At 71.1% G+C, this 20,884-nt stretch carries 19 protein-coding genes; 13 read left to right on the top strand and 6 right to left on the bottom strand.

The window, feature by feature from the left end; translation table 11 throughout:
• Nucleotides 1–18: 18 nt before the first annotated feature.
• Together CLV71_RS12295 and CLV71_RS12290 are read left to right on the top strand one after the other, a co-directional pair.
• Nucleotides 19–4,380, top strand: a complete 4,362-nt coding sequence (locus CLV71_RS12295; protein WP_133902831.1) for an AAA domain-containing protein — start codon at nt 19–21, stop codon at nt 4,378–4,380.
• Nucleotides 4,381–4,427: 47 nt separating this feature from the next.
• Nucleotides 4,428–4,730: a hypothetical protein gene (locus tag CLV71_RS12290; RefSeq protein WP_133902830.1), complete on the top strand. Its 303-nt coding sequence runs from the start codon at nt 4,428–4,430 to the stop codon at nt 4,728–4,730.
• A gap of 148 nt (nt 4,731–4,878) precedes the next feature.
• On the opposite strand, the gene CLV71_RS12285 is transcribed toward CLV71_RS12290, so the two are convergent.
• On the bottom strand, nt 4,879–5,682 hold the full coding sequence (locus CLV71_RS12285; protein ID WP_133902829.1) for an IclR family transcriptional regulator domain-containing protein: 804 nt from the start codon (nt 5,680–5,682) through the stop codon (nt 4,879–4,881).
• Between the two features lie 150 nt (nt 5,683–5,832).
• On the opposite strand from CLV71_RS12285, the gene CLV71_RS12280 reads away from it, so the two are divergent.
• Genes CLV71_RS12280 through CLV71_RS12245 form a run of 8 tightly spaced genes read left to right on the top strand, consistent with a single transcriptional unit; the run spans nt 5,833 to nt 13,236 of the window.
• Nucleotides 5,833–6,786: an ABC transporter substrate-binding protein gene (locus tag CLV71_RS12280; protein WP_133902828.1), complete on the top strand. Its 954-nt coding sequence runs from the start codon at nt 5,833–5,835 to the stop codon at nt 6,784–6,786.
• Nucleotides 6,783–7,547, top strand: a complete 765-nt coding sequence (locus CLV71_RS12275; RefSeq protein ID WP_133902827.1) for an ABC transporter permease — start codon at nt 6,783–6,785, stop codon at nt 7,545–7,547. The genes CLV71_RS12280 and CLV71_RS12275 overlap by 4 nt, the downstream gene beginning before the upstream one ends.
• The gene (locus CLV71_RS12270; protein ID WP_208297530.1) at nt 7,544–8,317 is read left to right on the top strand and encodes an ABC transporter permease; all 774 of its coding nucleotides are present in this window, start codon (nt 7,544–7,546) and stop codon (nt 8,315–8,317) included. The genes CLV71_RS12275 and CLV71_RS12270 overlap by 4 nt, the downstream gene beginning before the upstream one ends.
• Nucleotides 8,317–9,090: an ABC transporter ATP-binding protein gene (locus tag CLV71_RS12265; RefSeq protein ID WP_133902826.1), complete on the top strand. Its 774-nt coding sequence runs from the start codon at nt 8,317–8,319 to the stop codon at nt 9,088–9,090. The genes CLV71_RS12270 and CLV71_RS12265 overlap by 1 nt, the downstream gene beginning before the upstream one ends.
• Nucleotides 9,087–10,547 carry a benzaldehyde dehydrogenase gene (locus CLV71_RS12260; protein ID WP_133902825.1) on the top strand — a complete coding sequence of 487 codons (1,461 nt, stop codon included), beginning with the start codon at nt 9,087–9,089 and terminating at the stop codon, nt 10,545–10,547. Before CLV71_RS12265 ends, CLV71_RS12260 begins: the two co-directional genes overlap by 4 nt.
• Before the next feature lie 37 nt (nt 10,548–10,584).
• Nucleotides 10,585–11,700, top strand: a complete 1,116-nt coding sequence (locus tag CLV71_RS12255) for a 5-methyltetrahydropteroyltriglutamate--homocysteine S-methyltransferase (protein WP_133902824.1) — start codon at nt 10,585–10,587, stop codon at nt 11,698–11,700.
• Nucleotides 11,701–11,730: 30 nt separating this feature from the next.
• Nucleotides 11,731–12,315 carry a TetR/AcrR family transcriptional regulator gene (locus tag CLV71_RS12250; RefSeq protein WP_133902823.1) on the top strand — a complete coding sequence of 195 codons (585 nt, stop codon included), beginning with the start codon at nt 11,731–11,733 and terminating at the stop codon, nt 12,313–12,315.
• Between the two features lie 24 nt (nt 12,316–12,339).
• Nucleotides 12,340–13,236 carry an alpha/beta fold hydrolase gene (locus tag CLV71_RS12245; protein WP_133902822.1) on the top strand — a complete coding sequence of 299 codons (897 nt, stop codon included), beginning with the start codon at nt 12,340–12,342 and terminating at the stop codon, nt 13,234–13,236.
• On the opposite strand, the gene CLV71_RS12240 is transcribed toward CLV71_RS12245, so the two are convergent.
• From CLV71_RS12240 to CLV71_RS12220, 5 genes are read right to left on the bottom strand one after another with little or no spacing between them, the layout of a single operon-like run.
• On the bottom strand, nt 13,222–14,289 hold the full coding sequence (locus CLV71_RS12240) for an amidohydrolase family protein (protein WP_243866390.1): 1,068 nt from the start codon (nt 14,287–14,289) through the stop codon (nt 13,222–13,224). The two genes, CLV71_RS12245 and CLV71_RS12240, sit on opposite strands and share 15 nt — an antisense overlap.
• Nucleotides 14,290–14,331: 42 nt before the next feature.
• A complete protein-coding gene (locus tag CLV71_RS12235) occupies nt 14,332–15,618 on the bottom strand; it encodes a type I glutamate--ammonia ligase (protein ID WP_133902820.1) in 1,287 nt (428 codons plus the stop codon).
• Nucleotides 15,608–16,354 carry a sugar phosphate isomerase/epimerase family protein gene (locus tag CLV71_RS12230; RefSeq protein WP_243866389.1) on the bottom strand — a complete coding sequence of 249 codons (747 nt, stop codon included), beginning with the start codon at nt 16,352–16,354 and terminating at the stop codon, nt 15,608–15,610. Before CLV71_RS12230 ends, CLV71_RS12235 begins: the two co-directional genes overlap by 11 nt.
• The gene (locus tag CLV71_RS12225) at nt 16,351–17,070 is read right to left on the bottom strand and encodes an NAD-dependent epimerase/dehydratase family protein (protein ID WP_133902819.1); all 720 of its coding nucleotides are present in this window, start codon (nt 17,068–17,070) and stop codon (nt 16,351–16,353) included. Before CLV71_RS12225 ends, CLV71_RS12230 begins: the two co-directional genes overlap by 4 nt.
• Nucleotides 17,071–17,082: 12 nt before the next feature.
• Nucleotides 17,083–18,261, bottom strand: a complete 1,179-nt coding sequence (locus CLV71_RS12220; protein WP_133902818.1) for a CynX/NimT family MFS transporter — start codon at nt 18,259–18,261, stop codon at nt 17,083–17,085.
• Between the two features lie 61 nt (nt 18,262–18,322).
• Here CLV71_RS12220 and CLV71_RS12215 point away from each other — a divergent pair, with 61 nt between their 5' ends.
• From CLV71_RS12215 to CLV71_RS12205, 3 genes are all read left to right on the top strand, one after another.
• Nucleotides 18,323–19,093, top strand: a complete 771-nt coding sequence (locus CLV71_RS12215; protein WP_133902817.1) for a tyrosine-protein phosphatase — start codon at nt 18,323–18,325, stop codon at nt 19,091–19,093.
• Nucleotides 19,094–19,268: 175 nt separating this feature from the next.
• Complete coding sequence (locus CLV71_RS12210) at nt 19,269–19,964, top strand: SDR family NAD(P)-dependent oxidoreductase (RefSeq protein ID WP_133902816.1); 696 nt, start codon at nt 19,269–19,271, stop codon at nt 19,962–19,964.
• 46 nt (nt 19,965–20,010) lie between these two features.
• Nucleotides 20,011–20,868, top strand: coding sequence for an LLM class F420-dependent oxidoreductase (locus CLV71_RS12205; protein WP_133902815.1), 858 nt, complete (start codon nt 20,011–20,013; stop codon nt 20,866–20,868).
• The last annotated feature ends 16 nt before the right edge of the window (nt 20,869–20,884 follow it).

The following is a 20,884-nucleotide window of genomic DNA, read 5'->3' as shown; positions in this document are numbered from 1 at the left end:
CCGCCACAGGGAGGACGGGTGGACGAGCAGAGTCCGCAGGTCGCCGACCCGCTGGTCGGCAGGGCGGTTCGCCTCTTCGAGTTCCTCGGGCGGGCCCAACAGCTCAGGAACTCACCGCCGCGCACGGTCGACGGGTACCGCTCCGTGCTGTGGTTCGACGGCCTGCCCGACCACCCCGCCGTCGTGTCCGCCCACCGTGGCGACCCCGAGCCGGACGCCGACGTCCTCACGGTCGAGCGCGTCACCAGGCACGATCCGCCGCCCGCCGACGAGCTGACGCCCTGGGTCGGCGACCCGCACGACCCGGAGACCACGCCCCGGCTGGCCGACGACGCACCGGCTGAGCTGACCGAGCAGTACGTGACCTGGCTGGTCGCGTGGCGCACGTGGGCGAACCGCGAACGCGTCGAGCGGCCCGTCCGCGCCTGCTACGCCCAGCTCTTCGCCGCCTACGTCGCCGCCAGCGGCAACCCCGAGGAACTGGAGCTGGTCGTCGGCGTCGGCTGCCTGGCCTGGGAGGGGCCCGGGGTGCGGCGGCACCTGCTGACCGCGCCCGTCGGCATCCGCTTCGACGACGACTCGGGCAAGCTCACCGTGCACCGCTTGGACTCGGTGGCCACCGCGGACGTCGAGCTGGACATGCTCGACCCCGGCCTCGTGCCGAACCCCCGGCACGTCAACGAGATCCGCGCCGCCGCCCGTGAGCTGGACACGCATCCGCTGCACCGCAAGGAGACCGGGGCACTCGCGCGGCGACTCATGCACGCGCTCGACCCGAACGGCGAGTACCGTGACGACGACGCACCGCCTGTCCCGCAACAGAACGCGGTCGCCGCGTACGCACCGGCGGTGATACTGCGGCGGCGGTCCCAGCAGGGCATCGTCGAGATCTTCACGACGATCGTCGACCAGCTCGGCGAGGACGGCGTCGTGCCGGACGGGCTGCGCCCACTCGTCGACCCCGACCACCGGCCGCGCCACGACACCGGGGAACCCGGCGAGGGCGCACTGGTCGAAGTGGACGGTGACGCGTTCCTTCCCCTGCCCGTCAACGAGACCCAGCTGCGGATCGTGCGCCAGGTCGACACGCAGGCGCAGACCCTGGTGCAGGGCCCGCCAGGCACCGGCAAGACGCACACGGCCGCCGCGTTGCTGTCGCACCTTCTGGCCCAGGGCAAGCGGGTCCTCGTCACCGCGCACACCGACCGCGCGCTGCGGGAGGTCCGCGACAAGCTGCCGACCGAGTTCAAGCCGCTGTCGGTGGCCGTGGTCGGTTCGTCGCGCGAGGACATGTCCGACCTGAAGGTCGCGGTCGAACGCATCGCGGCGACGGCGACCGACCACGACGACGATGCCGCCGCGGACACGATCCGCCGCTGCCTGGCCACGATCGAGCGCCTCGGGCTGCGCCGCGCCGAGCTGCACGACGAGCTGGTCGCCGTCCGCCGCGACGAGGTCCGCGTCCACGAGCACGCCGGCTACAGCGGCACCCTCGCCGCGATCGCACTGCGACTCCGGCAACAGGAGCCCCGGTTCGGCTGGCTGCGTGACCACGCGGACGTCGCCTCGGACGCCGCGCCGCCGCTCGCGACCGAGGAAGTCGTGGAGTGGCAAGGGTTCCTGACCGACGAGGCACTGCTCGCCGACGAGGCGCAGGCACGGCTGCGGCTCGTCGAGCTGGGCACACCGCCCGCGCCGCAGGTGTTCACGGAGTTCGTCGACGTCGAGCGGGCGGCGGCCGAGACCGAGGCCAGGCACGCGGACCTCAAGCAGCACCCCGCCTTCGAGGCCGTTCGTGCGATCGACGCGGGCGCGAGGGCGCAGCTGCGCAGGCGGTTGTCGGAGCTGGCGGACGAGGCCGACGACCTGGCCCGCCGTCGCGAGACGTGGATGGCAGAGGCACTGGCCGACATCCGCACCGGCCGCGCCCGCCTGTGGCACGCACGCGCACAGCAGATCTCCCAGCTGACGGTCCCGGCAGGCGAACTGGTCGCCCGGCTCGGCCCGCTCACCGAGGTGACCGCCGACGGCAACCTCGACGTACTGGTGGCGCACGCGGAACACCTGAGCGCCTACCTCACGACGAACACGATCAGGACGGGGTCCGACGGCTCGCCGAAGATCGGCGCCCTCACCCCGAAGCCCGTCAAGCAGGCACAGGTGTTCTTCGAGAACGTGCGGGTCAACGGCCTGCCGCCGACCGACCGTCAGCGGGTCGACGAGTTCCGCGGCTGGGCGCGGCTGCACAAGCTCCTCGGCGCGCTGGACCGCGCATGGCCGGGCGGCGTGCCGCTGCTGCCCACCGACCCGCCGCTGGAGCGCCTCGCCTGGCACACCACCGAGCTGGACCAGCTCCACCGGGTGCTGCGCCTCGGTGAGGCCTTGGAGACCGAGCAGCGCCGGTTCGCCGAGGCCGGTCTCCCCCGCGCCGACTGGACCGACCTGGACTCGGTTCGCCGCTACGCCAACCTGGTGGACGTGGCCGCGGCCGTCGACGCACACGTGACGGCAACGCTTCCGCTGCGCCGCCTGGAGTCCGCGGTGTCCACGGTGGCCGGTCGGGCGGACGCGGCGCCGTGCGTGCCCGCGCTGCTCGCCGCCGTCCGGGACCGCGATCCCTCCGCGTACGCCACGGCCTACCAGCGGCTCACCCGGCTGGTGACGGTCCGCACGCGGCTGGCCAGGCGGGACGCGCTCGCTTCCGTTGTGCCGCCCCGGTTGCGTGCGGCCGTGCAGGCCAATCCCGCCGCCTGGGGCGAGAGGCTCGCCCGGTTCGGCGACGCGTGGACGTGGGCGTCGGTCGGCACGTGGGTCGAGTCCCGCGACACCGCGGACGTCAACGCGGTGCAGGCGGAGATCACGCTGACCGAGGAACGCATCCGCCGCGAGGTGGAAACCCTTGCGGCGACACGGGCCTGGCGACACGCGGTGTCACCGGACCGGCTCACCGGCCAGGCGAGGGCGAACCTGGAGCACTACGCGTACCTCGTGCGCAGACTCGGCAAGGGCACGGGAAAGTACGCCCCGCAGCGACGCGCCGAGGTACGGACCGCGATGGACCGCTGCCGGTCGGCGGTGCCCGTGTGGATCATGCCGGTGTACCGGATCGCGGAACAGCTGCAGATCCGCCGCGACATGTTCGACGTGGTGATCGTCGACGAGGCGTCGCAGGCCGGCCTGGAGGCGACGTTCCTGCAGTACCTGGCGCCGCGCATGGTCGTGATCGGCGACGACAAGCAGGTGTCGCCGACCGCCGTGGGCGTCGACCAGCAGCGGCTCCGCGACCTGGCGAGCCAGTACCTCGGCGACGACCCGTACCGCTCCGCCTGGCAGGACCCGCAGCGCAGCCTGTTCGACGAGGCGAAGATGCGTTACCGGGGCCTGCTGACGCTGACCGAGCACCGGCGGTGCGTCCCGGAGATCATCGGCTTCTCGAACCGGGTCGCCTACGAGCCGGACGGCATCCGGCTGCAGGCGGTGCGCCAGTACGGCGCGGACCGGCTCGACCCGATCCGCGCGGTTCACGTGGGCGGCACGGTCGAGGGCACGACGAACAAGGTCAACGCGGCCGAGGTGGCCGCGGTCGTCGAGCAGCTGGAGAAGTGCCTGGCCGACCCTCGGTACGACGGCAAGACGTTCGGCGTGATCTCGCTCCTCGGTGGCGCGCAGGCGAAGGCGATCGAACGGCGGCTGCTGGAGCGGGTCGCGCCGGAGGACTGGGCGGCGCGCAAGCTCCAGTGCGGTGACTCGGCCGACTTCCAGGGCGCCGAGCGGGACGTGATGTTCCTGTCGATGGTGGCGGGTGCCGCGGACCGGGTGGTGCCGCTGACGCGTGAGATGTACGTGCAGCGGTACAACGTGGCAGCGTCGCGGGCGCGGGACCAGATGTGGGTGTTCCACTCCATCCCGCTCGCGGCGCTGTCGAACCAGGAGGACATGCGGTTCCAGCTGCTCGACCACTGCTACGGCGTGATGTCGGCCGACCGCGCCGAGGGCATGCTGGCGTCGGCGGTGCCGCCGGACGTGCGGGTGGAGCCGTTCGACTCGCTGTTCGAGCAGCGGGTGGCGAACCGCCTCGTCGGCCTCGGCTACGCGGTGACCCCGTCGTTCACGGTGGAGCGGCTGCGACTGGACCTGGTGGTCGTCGGGGCCGCGTCGCGTCTCGCCGTGCTGTGCGAAGGTGACACGTGGGAGGGCGCGCCGGCGTACGAACGCGACCTGGCGACACAGCGTGACCTGGAGCGATGCGGGTGGCGTCTGCACCGGATCCGCGAGTCGGCCTTCTACGCCAACGAGACGCGTACAATGGCGGCGCTCCTGGCCCGCCTGCGTGCGTTGGGCATCACCCCTAAGGGAGCCCCCGGTCTTTACCCGGAATGACCCGTTTCGCCTGGTGACCGCCGTCGTGCCGGGCGCACCATGGGGTCATGACCCACGAGTTGACCCGATCCCAGGTGCTGGCGATCGCCGAGCAGCAGGACCGGCGCTTCCACGTCGAGGCACAGATCACGGTCGTCGTGCACGACCTGGAAGCACTGCGCACAGCGGCACGGCGAGCCTTCGACCACGGTCGCTTCACCAGTGAGAAGGAACGAACCAGGGCGTGGGAAGCGATCGAGAACGACCCGGCGAGTCTGATCGGCCAGACCCTGGACTTCGCCCGCCTGACCGAGGACGTGCCTGGTCTGCTTCCCCATTCCGCGGAATGGACCGTCAGCAAGGACGCTTAGGGCCGGGCCCGCCGATGTGTGGGTGTTCCGGGCTGCGTCGGCCGGAGTGCGGATCGGCCGGAGGGCGGGGTCGCGGCCGGTCCGGCGTTATGAAGGCGTCCTTCAGTGCGCTGGGCGTTAGGAAGGCGTCCTTCAGTACGTCGGGGGCCTAGGGTCTGCGCGAACCGGGGATGTCCGCCTCGATGCGGGCCGCCGTCTTCAGCAGCGGCGGGAGCAGGTCGCGGCGCATCGTCTCCAGGGAGGTGCGGCTGGCGTGGGCCGAGACGTTCACCGCCGCCACCACTCGGCCCGTCCGGTCGTGGACCGGCGCTGCCAGGGCACGCAGGCCCTCCTCCAGCTCCTGGTTGACCAGCGCCCACCCCTGCGAGCGGACCTTCGCCACCTCTGCGCGGAGCGCGTCCGCCGACGTGACCGTCCGTGCCGTCAGCGGTAGCAACGCCACCGACGTCAGGTACTCGTCCAGCTCCTCGTCCCCCAACCCGGCCAGCAGCACGCGTCCCATCGACGTCGCGTAGGCGGGGAACCGGGTGCCGACGCTGATCGACACCGTCATGATTCTCGACACCGGCACCCGGGCCACGTACACGACGTCGTGGCCGTCCAGGACCGAGACCGACGACGACTCGTTCACCTCGGCGACCAGCGCCTCCAGGTGTGACTCCGCCACCTCCGGCAGCGAGAGCGACGACAGGTACGCGTACCCCAGCTCCAGCACGCGTGCCGTGAGCGAGAAGAACCTGCCGTCACTGCGGACATAACCCAGCGTCGCCAGGGTCAGGAGGAACCGGCGCGCGACCGCACGGGTCACCCCGGTCCGTGCCGCCACCTCCGAGAGCGTCAGCTCCGGGTGCTCGTGGTCGAAGGCGCGGATGACCGCCAGCCCACGCTCCAGTGACTGCACGAAGTCGGCACCTCGACCAGCCACGGACCACTCCAGACCACATGTACGCATCGCGAACGGCGGTTCTTCTGCCGCACGATAGTACCCACGTCGACTGTTGACCTCGCAATCACCGCGCTCTAGGTTCTCCTGGAGAACGAGCGTGCGATCTACGAACAACGGGCGATCTACGACCTATTGAACCGGTTTGGAGTTGCACCGATGCGACGACACCTCGCCGCGCTCCTGCTCGCGACCTCCCTCCTGGCAACCGCCTGCGGCTCGGACGACCCTCCGGAAGCCGACTCGGGACAGCCGGACAAGGTCACGGTGGGCGTGATCCCGATCCTCGACGTGGCACCGATCTATCTCGGCAAGGCCAAGGGTTTCTTCGAGAAGCACGACATCGAGCTCACCCTGAAGCAGGCGGAGGGCGGCGCGGCGATCGTGCCGGCTGTCGTCAGCAAGGAGTACCAGTTCGGCTTCAGCAACATCATCTCCCTGCTGCTCGCGAAGTCGCAGGGGCTGCCGATCAAGGTCGTCAGCAACGGCACCAACTCCACCGGCGAGGACGGCAAGGACTTCGCCGGCCTCTACGTCCGCGCGGACAGCGGCATCACGTCCGCCAAGGACCTGGAAGGCAAGACTGTCGCGGCGAACACGTTGCAGAACATCGTCGACACGAGTGTCCGCGCTTCGGTCCGCAAGGCGGGCGGTGACCCGACGAAGGTCAGGTTCACCGCCCTGCCCTTCCCTGAGCAGCCCGCGGCGCTGAAGAGCGGGCAGGTCGACGCCGTGTTCGTGGTCGAGCCGTTCCAGCAGGCCGTGCTGGCCGACGGCGCCAAGCTCGTCGCCTCCAGCTACGTCGACGCGGCCGAGGACCTGTGTGTCGCGCTCTACTTCACCTCGGAGCAGCTGCTGGCCGAGAACCCGGACCTGGTCGGGCGGTTCACCGACGCCATGAAGGAGTCACTGTCCTATGCGGACAGTCATCCCGACGAGACACGCGAGGTCATCGGCTCGTACACGAAGATCGACCCGGCGACGATCGAGCGGCTGACGCTGCCGAAGTACCCGGCGGACATCAACCGCGACTCGATCGAGACGATGGCCGACCTGGCCACGGAGGACGGGCTGCTGACCGACTCCGTCGACCTGAACGCCCTTCTCCCGTGAGAGTTCTCCTCGGCCTGGCCGGTCTGCTCGGTTTCGGCGTGCTGCTGGAACTGGCGCCCCGGCTCGGCCTCGTCCCGGCCAGGTACGCACCACCGACGTCGGAGATCCTCGGCACGCTGGCGGAACAGCTGGGGCGCGGCGACTTCTGGGTCGCCGTGCTCGACACGCTGCGCACCTGGCTCCTCGGCCTGGTGATCGCCGTGGCGCTCGGCGTGGTAGTCGGGGTGGTCATCGGGTCGATTCCCGTGCTGCGGGCGGCGACCGCGTCCACGATCGAGTTCCTGCGGCCGATCCCGTCGGTCGCGTTGATCCCGCTCGTGGTCGTCGTGGCGGGTCCGACGATCACCGCCACGCTGTACCTCGTGGTGTACGCGGCGTTCTGGCAGGTGCTGCTCCAGGTGCTCGCGGGTGTCGCCGACATCGACCCCGTCGCCAGCGACACCGCGCGCACCTACCACCTCGACCGGTGGACGCGGATCCGTTACCTCGTCTGGCCGACCGCGTTGCCGTACGTCGTCACGGGTGTGCGGCTCGCGGCGACCGTCGCGTTGATCCTGACCATCACCGGCGAGCTGGTCATCGGCTCCCCCGGCCTCGGCCAGGAGATCGCGACCGCACGCAGTTCCGGTGCCGTGTCCGACATGTACGCGCTGATCGTCGTCACCGGCCTGTTCGGGGTCGCGGCGAACGTCCTCACGCGTGCGGCGCAGCGCCGTGCGCTCGCCTGGCACCCGTCGATCCGGACGGAGGTGCCCGCGTGACCGTGTTGCGCAGGATCGGCCTGGCGATCGGGCTTCCGGTCGTGCTCGTCGTGGTCTGGTGGTTCGCCAGCGCGTCGAGCACCGACTTCTACTTCCCGCCGCTGGAGAAGATCGTCACGACGTTCCCGGACACGTGGTTCGGGCCGCGCATGGTCGACGACGTCCTGCCCAGCCTGCTGCGACTGTTCGCCGGATACCTGGCCGCGCTGGTTCTCGGCATCGGTCTCGGCATGCTGATCGGCGCGAACGCACGGCTGCGGGCGACCGTCGAGCCGCTGCTGGAGTTCCTGCGTGCGATCCCGCCGCCGGTGCTCGTGCCGATCCTCATGCTGATGGCGGGCATCGGTGACACGATGAAGATCCTGGTGATCATCTCGGGCTGTGTGTGGCCGGTCCTGCTGAACACCGTCGAGGGCGTGCGCGCGGTCGACGAGGTGCTCGCCGACACCTGCCGCAGCTACCGGATCCGCGGCGGCCTGCGGGTGTGGCACCTGATGGTGCGCTCGGCCAGCCCGCAGATCGTGGCCGGGGCGCGGCAGGCGCTCTCGATCGGCATCATCCTCATGGTCATCTCGGAGATGTTCGCGGCGAGCAGCGGCATCGGCTTCACCGTGATCCAGTTCAAGGACGGTTTCCGCATCCCGCAGATGTGGACCGGCGTGATCCTCCTCGGCCTGCTGGGTGTGCTGCTCGCGGTGCTGTTCCGGCTGGCAGAACGGCGTGTTCTCGTCTGGTACCACGGCATCCGTGCCGTACAGAAGGAGCGGTGATGCTCACCGTCAGGGGACTCAAGAAGACCTACGACGCCAGGGGGCGGCGCGTCGAGGCGATCGGCGACGTCACGTTCTCGGTCGCGGACGGCGAGTTCGTGTGCGTCGTCGGTCCGTCCGGCTGCGGCAAGACCACACTGCTGCGGTGTGTCGCAGGCCTGCTGCCCCCGACCTCGGGCGAGGTGCACGTCGAGGGCAGGTCCGTGACCGGGCCACCGGACGGGCTCGCGGTGGTGTTCCAGGAGTACGGGAGGAGCCTGTTCCCGTGGCTGCGGGTGGCCGACAACGTGGACCTGCCGCTGCGTGCGGCGGGCATGGCGAAGGCGAAGCGTGTAGAACTGGTACGTGAGGCACTCGAGTCGGTCGGGCTCGCCGACGCCCACCACGCGTACCCGTGGCAGCTGTCCGGCGGCATGCAGCAGCGCGTCGCCATCGCGCGCGCGATCGCCTACCAGCCAAGGGTTCTGCTGATGGACGAGCCCTTCGCGGCCGTCGACGCGCAGACCCGTGCCGACCTCGAGGACCTGATCCGCTCGGTGTGGCGGCGACTCGGTGTCACGCTCGTGTTCGTCACGCACGACATCGACGAGTCCGTCTACCTCGGCCAGCGGGTGATCATGCTGTCGTCGTCGCCGACGACGGTTGCCGAGGACCTCGCGATAGACCTGCCCACCGACCGGGACCAGCTGGCCACCCGGAGCGACCCCCGGTTCACCGAGCTGCGTGGCCGGGTATACGCACAGATCCAGAAAGCCAAGCAGGAGCGGCAATGACGTCCTTCTTCGACCCCAGTACGTTCAACGGAACCGTCTACAGCAACGGGTGGACCGCCGCGAAGGGCGGAGACACCGCGATCGTCGAGCCTGCGACGGGTGCCGAGCTGGGCCGCACGGGCGTCGCGAACGCCTCCGATGTGGACACCGCGTGCGCGCGGGCCGCGCAGGCGCAGAAGGACTGGGCCGCGGCGACGTTCCAGGAACGCGCCGCGGTGCTGCGCAGGGCGGGCACGCTCGTCGAGGAGAACTTCGCCGAGCTGGCGACCTGGGTGGTCAGGGAGACCGGCGCGGCACGGGGCCCCGCGGAGTTCTTCGTCGGCCTCGCGCTCCAGGAGTGCTACGAGGCCGCCGCGCTCGCCTCCCAGCCACCGGGGCTGATCCTGCCGACCGTCCAACCGAGGCTGTCGTTGCTGAGGCGGGTCCCGGCCGGGGTGGTCGGCGTCATCTCACCGTTCAACGTGCCGCTGGTGCTGTCGATCCGCTCGGTCGCGCCCGCGCTCGCGCTCGGCAACGCGGTCGTGCTCAAGCCGGACGTGCGCACCCCGGTGAGCGGCGGCTTCGCGATCGCCCGTGTGCTCGAGGAAGCCGGTCTGCCGGACGGGCTGCTGCACGTGCTCCCCGGTGGGGCCGAGACGGGTGCGGCGCTGGTCGCCGACCCACGCGTACGGATCATCTCGTTCACGGGCTCCACGGCCGCGGGCCGCAAGGTCGGCGAGCTGGCCGCCAGGCACCTCAAGCGCGCACACCTGGAGCTCGGCGGAAACTCGGCGCTGATCGTCCTGGACGACGCGGACGTCGAGCGTGCCGTGTCGGCGGGGGCGTGGGGCTCCTTCCTGCACCAGGGCCAGGTCTGCATGACCGCGGGCAGGCACCTCGTGCACGAGCGGGTGGCCGAGTCCTATGTGGAGGTACTGGCCGAGCACGCGGGACGGCTGCCGGTCGGCGACCCGAACACCGAGGAGGTCGCGCTCGGCCCGCTCATCGACGAGGGTCAGCTGGACAAGGTCCACGGCCTCGTGACGGCCACGGTGGACGCGGGTGCGCGGCTCGCGTCCGGCGGCACGCACGAGGGCCTGTTCTACCGCCCGACCGTGCTCGACGGCGTCGGCACGGACATGCCCGCCTACGCCAACGAGGTGTTCGGGCCCGTGGCGCCGGTCGTGCGGTTCGGCAGCGACGACGAGGCGGTCGCGCTGGCGTCGGCCGGCGAGTACGGCCTGTCGCTGTCGATCCTGACCGGCGACGCCATGCGTGGCCTCGCGCTCGCCGAGCGGATTCCCACCGGCATCGCGCATATCAACGACCAGACCGTGCACGACGAGGCGGTGGCACCGTTCGGCGGTGTGGCCGCCTCCGGCACGGGCGCCCGCTTCGGCGGACTGTCCAACCTGGACGCCTTCACCGAGTCGCGGTGGATCACCGTGCGGGGCGACATCCCCGCGTATCCGTTCTGAGCGGGCCGGAGCGAGGCAATCCAACACAGGAGGAAACATGGCGCTGCCACCATTTCGCGCTGACCACGTCGGCAGCCTGCTGCGTCCCGCGGCGCTGCTCACGGCGCGCGAGGACCACACGCACGGACGCATCTCGGCCGAGGAGCTGCGGACGGCGGAGGACGAGGCCATCCGCCAGGTGGTCGCGATGCAGGCCGAGGTCGGCCTGAACTCCGCCACGGACGGCGAGTTCCGCCGCACGTCGTGGCACATGGACTTCATCTACCGCCTCGGCGGCATCTCCTCCGCCCCGGACGACGCGATCAAGGTGCGGTTCGAGAACCCGGACGGGGTCATCGAGTTCACCACGGCCGCGTTGCACGTGGACGGTCCGGTGCGCCTGACGGAGACGGTCTTCGCGGACGACTTCAGCTTCCTGCGCGGCGTCGCGGGCTCGGCCGTGACCCCGAAGCTGACCATCCCGTCACCGAGCATGGTCCACTACCGAGGCGGGCCGGCCGCGCTGGACCCGGCCGTGTACCCGGAGGAGGAGCAGTTCTGGACCGACCTGTCCGCCGCGTACGCGGCGCAGGTCAAGGGTGTCTACGACCTGGGCTGCCGGTACCTGCAGCTGGACGACACGAGCCTCGCCTACCTCAACGACCCGGCACAGCGCGCCGAGCTGACCGCACGCGGCGACGACGCCGAGCACCAGCACCTGCGTTACATCAGGCAGATCAACGCGGCCATCGCCGACCGGCCCGCCGACCTTCGGGTCACCACGCACATGTGCCGTGGCAACTTCAAGTCGTCGTGGGCGGCCGCGGGTGGCTACGACTTCGTGGCCGAGGCCCTGTTCTCGGAGCTGGCGGTCGACGGCTTCTTCCTCGAGTACGACGACGACCGCTCCGGCGACTTCGCGCCGCTGCGGTTCGTGCCCGAGGGCAAGCAGGTCGTGCTGGGTCTGGTGACCACCAAGCGCGGTGAGCTGGAGTCGAAGGACACGCTCAAGCGCCGCATCGAGGAGGCGTCGCGGTACGTGCCGCTCGACCAGCTGTGCCTGTCCCCGCAGTGCGGCTTCTCGTCCACGGTCGACGGCAACTCCCTCACCTACGACGAGCAGGTCGCCAAGCTCGCCCTGATCGTCGAGACGGCCGCCGAAGTCTGGGGCTGATAAACGAACGGTCGTGCTACTCTCGCGTCCATGAGTAAGGGCGCGGAGACGCGCGACGCCATTCTGGACACCGCGAGCCGCCTGGCCCGGACCGTCGGGCTGGGCGGCATCACGATCGGCACGCTCGCGAGCAGCGCGAAGCTGTCGAAGAGCGGCCTGTACGCGCACTTCAAGTCGAAGGAGTCGCTGCAGCTCCAGATCCTGGAGCACGCCAGGTCCGGGCTCGTCGCCGAGGTGGTCGCGCCCGCGCTGGCCACGCCGCGCGGCGAACCCCGCGTGCGCGCCCTGTTCGAGAACTGGCTGACCTGGGCGGACAAGCAGGGCGGCTGCCTGTTCGTCGCGGCGTCGAGTGAACTGGACGACCGGCCCGGTCCGGTCCGCGACCAGCTCGTCCGCTGCCAGCAGGACTGGCTCGACACCCTCGCCGAGGTGTTCCGCACGGGACTGTCGGAGGGTCACTTCCGGGCGGACGCCGAACCCGAGCAGTTCGCCTTCGAGGAGGACGGCGTGTTGCTGTCCCACCACCTGAGCAGCAGGCTGCTCCGCGACGAACGGTCGGCGGACCGCGCCAGAAGCGCCTTCGAGGCCCTGCTGGACAACGCACGCGTCAAGTAGGTCGACAACCACCGAGGGGTCCACGTGTCACTTCAAAAAAGCACGATCGTTCGTCTTATTAACTCGACGAGGCTCATTATCACCCGGGCCGCCTTCGGCACGCTCGAACGCCTTGCCCCCGGCCTCGGGGCGCGCTGGGCCGCCGACCTGTGGCTCACCGTCCCGCGCTACCGGGGCCGAGCCAGACGAGACCTCCCGCCGGGTACCGCGTTCACCGCCACCGTGCGGAGCCGGCAGGTCAGGGGCACCGTGTGGGGCACGGGCCCGACCGTCTACCTGGTCCACGGCTGGGGCGGCGCGGGCGTCCAACTGCTCTCCTTCGTCAACCCGCTGGTCGCGAGCGGGCACAAGGTCGTGGCGTTCGACAGTCTCAGCCACGGCACGTCGGACCCGGGCGAACTGGGCCCGCGTCGCGCCACGATCCCCGAGATGACCAGGGCGCTCACCGCCGTCGTCAAGGAACACGGGCAGCCCCACGCCGTCGTCGCCCACTCGGCAGGCGCACTGGCGACGTTCTACGCACTGCGCGGCGGCCTGCGTCCCGACCGGCTCATCTTCCTGGCGCCGATGGTCCAGCCGACCGAGCTGACGAAGCTGTTCGCCGCGACGCTCGGCTTCGGTGAACGCATCCGCACGGGCATGACGAAAGGCGTGGAACGCAGGGCGAACGCCCTGTGGTCCGACTTCGACGTACCGACGCAGGTCACCAGGATCGCGCCACCACCGCTGCTGACGGTGCACGACCCGACCGACCGCGAGATCGCCTACGCCAACAGCCTCGCCCTTGTCGAGACCTGGCCGGACACCGAACTCGTGACCGTCGAAGGCGTCGGCCACTGGCGCATCCTCCGCGACTCCGGCGTGGTCACCCGCGCCGTCGACTACGTCACGCGGCACTCCACCGAGCTACAGGCGATGTAGCCGCGCCGCGTTGGCGTAGCCGATGCCGAGCACGAGCCGCTCGGCGTCGGCCGGGGTGAGCACGTCGTCGGCCAGCCACGAGTCGACGAGCTTGCCGAGGTAGGAACGCCACAGCGCGGCACCGAGGAAGTGCAGCTCCGGCAGCACGTTCCCGTCGGAGGAGTACAGCACCGAGTCGAACGGCGCCAACTCCAGCACCTCCGCCAGCACCGCACCGGCCCTCGGCCCGACGAACGGCACGGTCAGCCCGAGGTCGACGTACACGTGGTCGAACACGTGCGCGAGGTAGGCGGCGTTGCGGTGGAAGGGATAGCAGTGCAGCAGCACGGTCGGCACCGGCACGGCACGGATGAAGTCCGTGAGGCACACCGGGTCCACTTCGGACAGCCTGAGGTCGGAGTCGCCGAAGCCGGTGTGGAACTGCAGCGGCAGGCCACGTTCGTAACCCGCCCGCGCGGCCTCGTGCACGAGCCACGTCAGCAGCACGGGGTCGGTGAGCCGGCTTTCCTTGACACGCAGCCAGTTCCCCGCCGCCTGCACCACGGCCGAGCGGTCCGGCGGCACCGTGGGCAGGCGCAGCCCCATGCGGTAGCCGATGACCGACTTGAACGCGATGACCGGCGCGCGGTGCAGCTGCGTGAGGATCCCGTTGAGCAGCGCCTCCGGTGACGCGGCCGTGAGCGAGAGCGTCTCGGCCACGGACTCGATTCGCATCACCTCGTGCCCCGTGCCGCCACCCAGCTCGGCGAGGAGCCCCGGTGTGGTGACCGGCCCCGGCGCGTAACCGGTGTCGACGAACCAGTGCTTCACCCCGGCGGCGGCGAGCAACCGCCGCGACGCCTCGTGCCAGCCCAGTTCGGCCCGCCGCCACAGGTAGTCCTCGGCCGGCGCGTGCGACTCCATGCCGAGCACCGGCGCGCACCAGCGCCGCAGCGACACGCCCAGCAGCGACCGGAACGGGTGCCGCCGCGCGCTCTTGGCCTCGGAAAGCCACTCCCGGACGTCGACGTCAGCGGTGGCCACCCCGTGGCAGTGCTGGTCGATCAAGGGCACTGCATCGGCGACGCCCAATCCTCACCTCCGGCGGAAAACTTCCTACCAGCGCCAGCGAACGGCTGAGGTTAGCGTCATCGGGTCGAGCGACGAACAGCGCGCCGCCTCCGCACGACGCACAGTGAGAATCGCATCGTGCAACTCCGGGCCGAGTGCCGCCGCCAGCACGGCCGAGCGCTCCAGCGCGTCCGCCGCCGCGTCGGCCGACATCGGCAGCCGCGGCACGGTCCCGTCCCTCGAGGCCGGGTCTCCCTCGACCGGCGCGGGCAGCCGCAGCTCCTCGGTGATCCCCGCCAGCCCGGCGGCGATCACCGTGCCCACCAGCAGGTACGGGTTCGCCGTGCCGTCGAAGCACTTCACCTCGACGTTGGCAGACGGTCCGGTGATCAGCCTCACCGCCGTCTCCCGCGTCTCGTGTCCCCACGCCTGCCACACCCCCGCCCACCGCGACGGCTGCAGGCGCAGGAAGCTCGCCGGGTGCCCGGCGCCGATCGCGACGAGCGCGGGCAGCTCACGCAGGATGCCCGCGACGAACGACTCCCCGCCTGCCCGCAGACCGCACGGCCCGTCGCCGCCCGACATCAGGGTGCCGTCGCCGTCGTGGACGGAGAGGTGCAGGTGCGTGCCCGACCCGGCGCCGTCCGGGTCGACGCTCGGTGCGAAGGTGGCCCGCCAGCCGTGGGCGAGGCTGCGCGTGCGGATGCTGTGCCGCACCAGCACGGCGTCGTCGGCCGCGCCGACGGGATCGTTCGGCGCGACGGACACCTCCAGCTGGCCGACGGCGTACTCGGGGTGGAACTGCTCGACCGGGATCCCCTGCGCCCGCAGGTCTTCCACCAGCTCGGCGGCGTACCCGGCGACCTGTTCGAGCCGGATCTGGCCGTACGCGGGGCCGTCGAAGGCGGGGACGAAGTCGGGCCGGTCCGCCTTGCCGAGAATCCACTCGTGCTCGAACGCGGTACGCGCGTGAAGTCCGTGTGCCGCAAGGGCGTCGACCTGACGGGCCGCGAACGTCCGCTGGCAGGCAACGAACGGCGTGCCGTCCTGGTCGTGCTTGTCGGCGGGCGCCCACGCCCATCCCGGCAGCGCCCGCAGCGCGACGACCCGCGACATGTCCGGCACGAGCCGCAGGTCCCCGTCCGGGCCGCCGAGGTAGCGCCCGGCGACCATGACGTCGTCCGACCCGAAGGAGTCGAAGCAGGGCGAGGCACCAGGAGTGGCGGGCATCCGGTCCAGCGGGACGGACTTGACCCGGGTGATCCCGGCGTTGTCCACGAACGACAGCTCCACGAGCGTCACCCCGGCGGCCCGCAGCTCTTCAGGTGTCATACCGCAATACTGGCCCGGCCACCCATTCCCGCAACACGGCGGCGTCCTCCGCGAACGCCGTCGGGTCGTCGTCCCGCACGAACTCCAGCAGGACGTGCCGGGTGCCGGGCAGCGCCGCCAGCTCCGCGAGCACCGGGCGCCACAGGTCCGCCCGCGCGGCCAGTGGCAGTCGCCTGCCGGTGTCGTCCCAGCTGAAGACGTGTGCGGCGACGGGCCGCAGCACGAGCGCCTCCCGCGCGTCGGCCAGGGTCGACCCGACGGGCGGCTGCCAGTACGGCCGCAGGGCGGGCACCTCGTCGAACAGCGCGACGGCCGAGGCGAGCGTGTCGGTCAGGGTGCCCGCGTGGTACTCGACGGCGACCTCGATGCCTGCCGACTCCGCCTGTGCCGCGGCGTCGCGGAGGTTCTCGACGACCCTGCGCCTTTCGGTCTCGTGCGCGGAGCCGCGTCCTCCCGCCCACACCCGGATCCTCGGCGCGTCAAGGGCGACGGCCGTCGCGAGCACGGGCCCGAAGTCCCCTGCCGCGCGGTAGTAGGAGCCGTACGCCTCGATCTCGATCCCCGCGTCCGCACACCGGCTCGCCACCTCCCGCGCGGTGGCCAGATCGCCTGCCGGCACGTGCACGTCGCCGCCCCACTCGACGGCACGCATCCCGTGCCCGACCGCCAGCGCGACGATCTCCGGGACGGCCAGCTGCCGGAAGGTCACCGACACCAGGCCGGGCACCAGGGTCACGTCACGTCACGCGGCGACCAACCCAGCTCCCGCTCCGCCTTGGCCAGGCTCATCATCTTCCCCGTGCCGTCACCGCTGATCGCGTAGACGTCGAAGCCGTGGCCGCGCCTGCCCAGCGCCGCGTCGATCGCGGACGCCGTGTCGCGGCCGGACGTGCTGATCGCGCGCTCCCTCGGCCTGCCGTTCCTCGGCCACTCCTCGTCCGGCATCGGGAAGCACAGGCGCAGGCACAGCGCGTCGATGCCGTGCTCGACCGTGGCCGTGCGGCAGACCTCCTCGCCCAACCGCTTTGCCAGGCCGTAGAAGTCGGTCGCGTCCGGCGGCGTCGACTCGTCGGGGAACGTGAAGATCTCGGCGTCCGGGTAGCGGTAGACCGACATGCTGCTGGTGTAGACCACGTGCCGCACCCCCGCCCGCACCGCGCCGCGCAACGCCAGGTACAGGCCGGAGACCGCGACGTCGAAGTGCAGGCGGGCCGTCTCCGGGCTGTCCCAGCCCGCCGTGGGGCCCATCGCCATGAACACCACGGAGTCCGCACCGGACGCGAGCGAGGCGACCAGGGCCTCGTCGTGCAGGTCGCCGGTGTGGTAGTCCACTCCGGACACCGGGGTGCGCGGGCTCTTCATGTCCAGCACGCGGAGCTCGTGCGTGCGGGCCAGCACCGGCACCACGAACGACCCGACGTGGCCACAGCCGCCGATCACCAGCAGACGCATCCCGTTCTCCGTTCAGACCTGCACGTGGGCGTCGCGCCCGGCACGCAGGCCGATGAGCGCGTGCACGCCGGTAAGCCCGGCCAGCACCGCGAGCGGCACCCGCCAGTCGCCGGTGACGTCGTGCAGGTAGCCGAAGAGCACCGGCCCGAACGCCGCGACGAGGTAGCCGACCGACTGTCCCATGCCGGACAGCGCCGCGGACGAACGCGGGTCCTCGGCACGCAGGCTGAAGAACGCGAGGGCGAGGAAGAACACCCCGCCCGCGCCGATGCCCGTGAGCAGCACCCACAGGACCGCGAGGTCGGGCAGGAAAAGCAGGCCGAGGTACCCGGACACGGCGATCAACGCGGAGACGAACGCCACCCCGCGCTGGTCACGCAGGCGTGCGAGCACGAACGGCATCACGATGCTCATGATCACGCCGACGAACTGGTAGGCGAACAGGAGCCAGCCGGCCGTGGTCTCGCTCGTGCCGTGGCTCTGCAGGATCGAGGAGTACCAGGACTGGACGGTGTAGAACCCGCACGCCGACAGCGCCATGAACGCGGCGCACTCCCAGGCGAGCAGCGACCGCCACGGCGTGGCCGTCTTCGTGGGTTCCGCCGGGGCCGCGCCGCGCTGCCTGGTGATCTGGGGCGTCCACACGGCGAGCCCGACGAGCACCAGCCCGGCCCAGCAGCCGAGCGAGGTCCGCCAGCCGCCGGGCAGCGTGCCCGCCAGCGGGACGGCGACCCCGGCCGCGACCGAGGCCATGATGCCGATGACGGCCGTGTAGACGCCTGTGACCGCGCTCACGCGGTCGGGGAAGTCCCGCTTGATGAGGCTCGGCATGAGGACGTTGCCGACCGCGATGGCGGCGCCGAGCAGGACCGTGCCGACCCAGAGCAGCCCGGTCACGGGCAGCGACCTGGCGACGATGCCCGCGGCGAGCGTGGCGAGCGCGGCCCACAACATCTGGTCGGTGCCGAAACGCCTGGTGAGACGGGGTACCTGGGGGGAGACGGCGGCGAAGGTGAGCAGCGGGAGGGTGCCGATGAACCCGGCCTCGCCCGCGGTGAGGTGGAGGTCGCCCCGGATGGTCTCGACCAGCGGGCCGATGGAGGTCAGCGCGACCCGCAGGTTGGCCGCGATCAGCAGGAACCCGGCGATCATGAGAACTCGGCGGGCCGCTCCCTCGTTAGCCGTCCTCACGACCGTCACGGTGGCCAACCTCTCACACCGTCAGCACGGGCGGCAATGGTGTTATGTCCTGGTGCGCTGGATAAAACTGGAGAACGCGGTCAACGTCCGGGACCTCGGTGGCCTCCCCGCGGGCGACGGAGTGACGAGGACTGGTCGCCTCGTCCGCTCGGACAACCTTCAGGACCTCTCCCCCGCCGACGTGACCCGTCTGGTCGAGGAGATAGGCGTGACGACGGTCATCGACCTGCGAAGCTCGGGGGAGGTGCGGTCGGAGGGGCCCGCGCCGCTCCAGGCTGTCACGTCGGTCGAGCACCTGCACCTGTCGCTGATCCCCGAGGTGGGGGCGATGACGGACGTGGCGAAGGACGCACTGGCGGTCAACCGGGAACGGGTCCTCAAACGCTCCCCGGACGACGTGGCGGGTGCGTTCTACATCGGCTATCTGGACGACCGGCCGGAGAGCGTGGTGGGGGCGCTGCGTGCCGTCGCGGAGGCACCCGGCACCGCGCTGGTCCACTGTGCGGCGGGGAAGGACCGCACGGGGGTGGTCGTTGCCATGGCGCTCACGGCGGTTGGTGTGCCGCGCGAGGAGGTGGTCGCCGACTACGTGGCGACGGGCGAGCGCATCGAGCTGATCCTCGACCGACTGCGGTCGTCCCCGACGTACGCGAAGGACATCGACAACGTCCCCGCCCACGAGCACGACCCCCGCCCGGAGATCATGTCCCGGTTCCTGGCCCGCCTCGACGAGGAACACGGCGGCGTCCTGGCCTGGCTCGCCGACCACGGCTTCACGACATCGGACGTGGACCGACTGAAGGCGAAGCTCCTGGACGCCTGAGTGTGTCCAGCCGATGCACTGAAGGCGTCCTTCGTGACGCTGGGCGTACCGAAGGCGTCCTTCGTGACGCTGGGCGTACCGAAGGCGTCCTTCGTGACGCTGGGCGCACTGAAGGCGTCCTTCAGTGCGGGTGGCTCGTGTGGTCGGCGGGGCGGCCACCCGTGAGACTGTGGCCATGACTGGATCAGTGGTACCCGGGGGCGCGACGCGGTCGGTGCTGGTCACCGGGGGTACCGGCGGCCTTGGTGGGGCGGTTACGCGGGCGTTCGCCGAGGCGGGGTGGCGGACCGTGGTCCCCTTCCGCAATGAGGAGCCGACGGGTGTCGTCGCGGTCAAGGCCGATCTGGGCGACCCGGTGTCGGTCGGGGAGGTGGCCGAGGTGGCGGCGGGCGAGGCCGGCGCCCCGCTCGTGGCGGTGGTGAACCTCGTCGGCGGCTTCGCGATGGGCGGGCGGGTGCACGAAACGCCCGTCGAGGAGTTCGAGGCCCAGTTCCGGACCAACCTCCGGCCCACCTACCTCGTGTGCGCGGCGACCATCCCCCACCTCGTCGAGGCGGGTGGCGGGTCGGTCGTGTGCCTGTCGTCGCGGGCGGCGCTGCACCCGTTCGCCGGGGCGGCCGGGTACATCGCCGCCAAGGCGGCCGTCCTCGCCCTGGTCGACGCGCTGGACGCCGAGTACCGGGCGGACCGGGTCCGGGTCAACGCCGTGCTCCCCGGGGTGATCGACACCCCGGCCAACCGGGCGAGCATGCCCGACGCCGACCGGGCGGACTGGGTGGCGCCGGAGGACATCGCGAGGACCATCCTCTTCCTCGCCGGGGACGACGCCGCCACCATCAGCGGGGCGCGGGTTCCCGTCGACCGGGCCTGAGCCTCGACTTGCGCTGGAGTGCACTCCAGGTCATAGCCTGGACAGCGTGAAGATCGGAGTGCACCAGATCGCGTTCACCGTCCCCGAAGGCGCCGCGGGTATCGCGCCGGAGCTGGCTCGGCTGGGCGCCGCCGTCGAAGCGGCCGGGGCCACCCACCTGTCGGTGATGGACCACTACTTCCAGATGGAGGCGAGGTTCCCCGCCACAGACCCGATGCTCGAGGGGTACACCACCCTCGGCTTCCTCGCCGCGCACACGAGGACCGTGCGGCTCGGGTTGCTGGTCACCGGCATCACCTACCGCCACCCAGGCCTGCTCGCCAAGATCGTGTCCACTTTGGACGTCCTCTCGGAGGGTCGTGGCCAGCTGGGGATCGGTGCCGCCTGGTACGACCGGGAGCACCACGGCCTCGGCGTCCCGTTCCCGCCGACGGCAGAGCGCTTCGAGCGGCTGGAGGAGACCCTCCAGGTCTGCCTGCAGATGTGGGACCAGGACAACGACGGCCCCTACGACGGCAAGCACTACCAGCTGGCCGAGACCCTCTGCCACCCCGCGCCGATCTCGAAGCCGCCGATCCTGATCGGCGGCGGCGGCGAGAAGAAGACGCTGCGGCTCGTCGCGAAGTACGCGGACGCCTGCAACCTCTTCGGCACCTCGCCGGAGGACGTGGCGCACAAGCTCGACGTGCTGCGCCGCCACTGCGACGACGTCGGCCGCGACTACGACACCATCCGCAAGACGGCGAACCTCGGCGTCCCGATCTCGGACTCCACCGCCGACGACCTGGCCGCGTACGCCAAGCTCGGCATCGAGACGATGATCGTCATGCCGCCCGGCGACGCACCCGCCAGGTACGTCGAGGAGAAGGTCGCGCCACTCGTTCCGCAGGTCGCGGACCTGTAGCGGCAACCGGGCCGGC

The organism is Actinophytocola oryzae (genome assembly GCF_004364325.1).
In the GTDB taxonomy this organism is placed as follows: domain Bacteria; phylum Actinomycetota; class Actinomycetes; order Mycobacteriales; family Pseudonocardiaceae; genus Actinophytocola; species Actinophytocola oryzae.
The sequence above is the reverse complement of the archived record's forward strand: the minus strand, read 5'-3'. Positions and strand labels throughout refer to the sequence as shown.